The sequence below is a fragment of the Rothia sp. HMSC075F09 genome (assembly GCF_001810515.1).
Classification (GTDB): Bacteria; Actinomycetota; Actinomycetes; order Actinomycetales; family Micrococcaceae; genus Rothia.
The window spans coordinates 162,050-165,398 of record NZ_KV801780.1; the positions used below are offsets into that span (position 1 = coordinate 162,050).

At 47.4% G+C, this 3,349-nt stretch carries 3 protein-coding genes and 1 pseudogene; all 4 read right to left on the reverse strand.

What is annotated here, in order from left to right:
- Nucleotides 1–668: pseudogene (locus tag HMPREF2749_RS09385) on the reverse strand (peptide ABC transporter ATPase); the annotation flags it as partial.
- Between the two features lie 2 nt (nucleotides 669–670).
- Nucleotides 671–1,381, reverse strand: coding sequence for a DUF6318 family protein (locus tag HMPREF2749_RS02620; RefSeq protein ID WP_070593354.1), 711 nt, complete (start codon nucleotides 1,379–1,381; stop codon nucleotides 671–673).
- 380 nt (nucleotides 1,382–1,761) lie between these two features.
- On the reverse strand, nucleotides 1,762–2,010 hold the full coding sequence (locus HMPREF2749_RS02625) for a hypothetical protein (protein WP_070593355.1): 249 nt from the start codon (nucleotides 2,008–2,010) through the stop codon (nucleotides 1,762–1,764).
- Between the two features lie 383 nt (nucleotides 2,011–2,393).
- On the reverse strand, nucleotides 2,394–3,290 hold the full coding sequence (locus HMPREF2749_RS02630; RefSeq protein ID WP_049345499.1) for a hypothetical protein: 897 nt from the start codon (nucleotides 3,288–3,290) through the stop codon (nucleotides 2,394–2,396).
- Between the last annotated feature and the right edge of the window lie 59 nt (nucleotides 3,291–3,349).

Consider the following 3,349-nt stretch of genomic DNA (forward strand, 5'->3'; position numbering starts at 1 on the left):
AGGCGGTAGGGGCCTCCGTCATCGACGTAGAAATTGATCTGATCGCCCTTGTAGACGTTGGGATCGCCTTCTGCCCTGCCGGTTCCTGCGGGGTTGTTGTAGGACTGGTGCAGGGTCGGCTTGCCCGGCTCTAGGGATTGGGCGGCGTGAAGGATTTCCTCCATGACTTCTTCGTAGGTCGGACCGGTGGGACCCGGACTGTCGGCACTGGTGAAGGTGCGGGTATCGTCGGGGACACAGGTTTCTGAGGTGGGGCTATATTTGCCGAGGCCACCATCGATGTAAGTCCCATCGTCACGAACAATGAGATTGTTGAGTTTTACGTGTCCAACCTTTCCGTCCTTTACGCAGCCAAGGATATTAGAGTCACTTTTGGAACGAATTAGGGTAAGGCCGTTGGCGCCTTTGGTGGTGTAGGTGCTAGGTTCTGAATTTGATGACTGAGATGGGTAATTTCCGTCATTTATATTTTCTGAGGTATGACCTGTGTTTCTATTGCCTCCGCTTTTGTCTTTATATTTTGTATTCTTAGTGGTTTGACATACTTTGGCGCTATTTTCAGATGAACATTCTTTTGTCGAGTCGCTACCTAATGCCGGAGCGATTGGTGAGCATACAATATTTATTCCAATAATTATCAATGAAATATTTTTAATATTCTGTCTCATGTTTAGTCCTCAACACTTACATAATCAATGATTTCCCATTTTTGACCGTTGTGCTTCAGTTCAAATTTGAAGGTATCGTCAGTTTTGTCATCATTGGTCCAGCTAACCCAGCTCCCATCAGACTCAACAAAGATCTCACGATCCCATTCGCGATAGGCTTTCCAGAAGTAGGTTTCACCGTCTTCGGACCAAGGGTTTCCATCGGCTAGAAAATGGTCGATTCCACCAATAATCCATCCACCGCTTTGATAAAGCTCTTCTGCATTTTTATACTCTTCCAATTCACGTTTGAAATTTGGCGAGATGAACTTGCGAGCCATCGAGTAATCGCCAGTTTGAGTGCCGTAATTTGCCCACAAAATCCAGGCGTCCAAAGTCTTGCGGAGGCCTTCTAGAGATTTTTCGCGGTATCCGTCTTCAGGTGCGGTGGGTTTGGGTACGTTCTGGGCGGGACCATATTTGTCAGCCTTACGGTACTCCCCATCCGGTGCCTTGGAGCCACCCGAGTAGCCTCGGACAGTAGACGGAGTAGCGGAAGCAGAAGTGGCATCGGATGCCGCCGCGGATACCGAACCGGTATCGCTCGGCGCCGTGGATGCGGTGGCTGCCGCCTCGTTATTAGCCTGCTGGCCACACGCCGCAAGCAGGGCTCCCAGGCCCACAAGTGCGCCGCTACCCAGCAGGGTGCGGCGGTTAAAAATGGTCGAATCCATAGAAGATGCGCTCCTATCGTCGGTGATGGTGTGTTGTTTAGTTACTAGTGTCGGGCTGCTTTTGTGGGTCGTATCTGACCTCCGGAAGGAAAAAAGCCCCCTAGTGCACCTAACAAGCGCATCAATGCGCCGTAGAACACTACAGTTACCACTGTAGCGCATCTTTGTGTCTATTTGCATTGTTTTGAGTGCAATAGTATCTGAACGTCATTATTCGGACACATCAACGCTTTATGCATCAAATATCTCTGCGCCCGCAGAATTTGTGCCATGGTTTAGTGTCTTCGACCGTGGTTTTTAACTACGACCAAAGACACTAACCTATGGCATAAATCCGCAACTCATGACCGGATCCCATCTGTGCCAGGTGGGCGGGTCGGCTACACGGCGAGCGCATACATGTCGCGGAGGGCCTCTTCCGCCTCGTCGAGGGCATATCCGCTCTGGCAGAGCACGTCGCAGCCGTTACCGTAGCGGAGGCCGGCGAGGAACTCGCGGTCAGTCACCTCCGGCAGGTACACCATGAGGTATTCGCCGTTGTCAGTGAAGAAGTCGTCAATGTTGGCGGCGTCCTGGCCGGAGTAGAAGGCGCGGAAGTCTTCGTCATTGTAGTAACCAACCGTGTACATGAGGGGCTCCTTTGGTCGCTCGGCGGAGTGGGTGAGAACGCGTCGTTGTTCTCTACCACCAAAGGTACGGGGCGCCCCTGACAAGATAAGGGGCTGCACCACCCGCACCGGAAAAAATACACAAAATATTTGCGTGACGAGGGGTTTTCTGGAGGTGCACTCCCCCGCGGATGCATCGAGCTTATAAAAGCTTTTAACATGCCAAAGCAGCCCACCGAGTTGCCAATACGGAATAGCCACTCGGAGGGCTGGAATGAGAGTACACCACTACCGCTAGAACTATATTAGGGCTTCGTTCTAATCAGACGATGCATAGCATCACTTTTGCAACTCATTATGCATTAGACGGAGAATAATCTACCAAAGGTTGAATCATTGGCATATTAACCACCAATTCTTGCCCCATGCAGCAAAGCAATGATTAGAAAATAGGCATTCATAAATAAATACATACACAGAATACTGATAATAGATTTAACTATCACCCTCACATGACTTCTATACTTTTTATTATTCAGCCTATTAACCTCATTTTTGGCAAGGTCAATTCTTACAAGGCATGAAATTGCCCCAATAATAGCACCAACTACAGGAATTACCGTTACAACCAAACCAAAAGGGTCTCCTAGAATTAAGGCAATGGTGAAACCAATAAACAGCCCAATAGTCGTTCCCCTCCCGGCATAATCAACAAAATCACGCATCAAGAGAAGGAGATAACCAGACTGCCAGCGCTTCTTAACCCAAGAATACTTTGCCAGGATATTCTCTTCTTTAATGAGGTTCAGAATGTCATCATAGCTAACAAAATCTGCATATTTTATTTCCTCCACCTCGGAACAAAAATTCCTTAAAGATAGATAGACCTCCCCAAATGGGTCATATTTAGGGGTGATACCAGTCATTTTTTCCAGCTGGGCCAACGAATCGATACAATTACTTTGCGCAGTAGAGCTTGGCTCCTTTTCAACCCACTTTAGAAAATGTTGAACCTTATCTTTAAATTCATTATCTACATCTTTGGGAGGAAACAGGTGAAGCGGGTGGGATATATTAAATGCAGCGTTCCTTATTGATGCTTTTCCAAACCGCTTAAAAGATTCAAATTTTGATTCTCTATATATACCAAATTCGTTTAGGATACTAGCAATCATCTCATTCCTAGCCGTTGCGTACCAAAAATATCCAGTTGATTCAAGAACCATCCGGAAAATAAGGCATAAAGTCACAAACACCAGTAAAAGTGAGGTCACTGCTGCAATCATACCGAGGTTACCCATAGTCTTTTCCTTCCCAACTCTGCGAATTTCGGTGCTTCTGATTACAGATTAGAAAAGAC

Bases quoted from the DNA above. Each gene is read 5' to 3' on its own strand.
- HMPREF2749_RS02620 (WP_070593354.1), bottom strand. From the start codon at position 1,381: ATGGATTCGACCATTTTTAACCGCCGCACCCTGCTGGGTAGCGGCGCA.
- HMPREF2749_RS02630 (WP_049345499.1), bottom strand. From the start codon at position 3,290: ATGGGTAACCTCGGTATGATTGCAGCAGTGACCTCACTTTTACTGGTG.
- HMPREF2749_RS02625 (WP_070593355.1), bottom strand. From the start codon at position 2,010: ATGTACACGGTTGGTTACTACAATGACGAAGACTTCCGCGCCTTCTAC.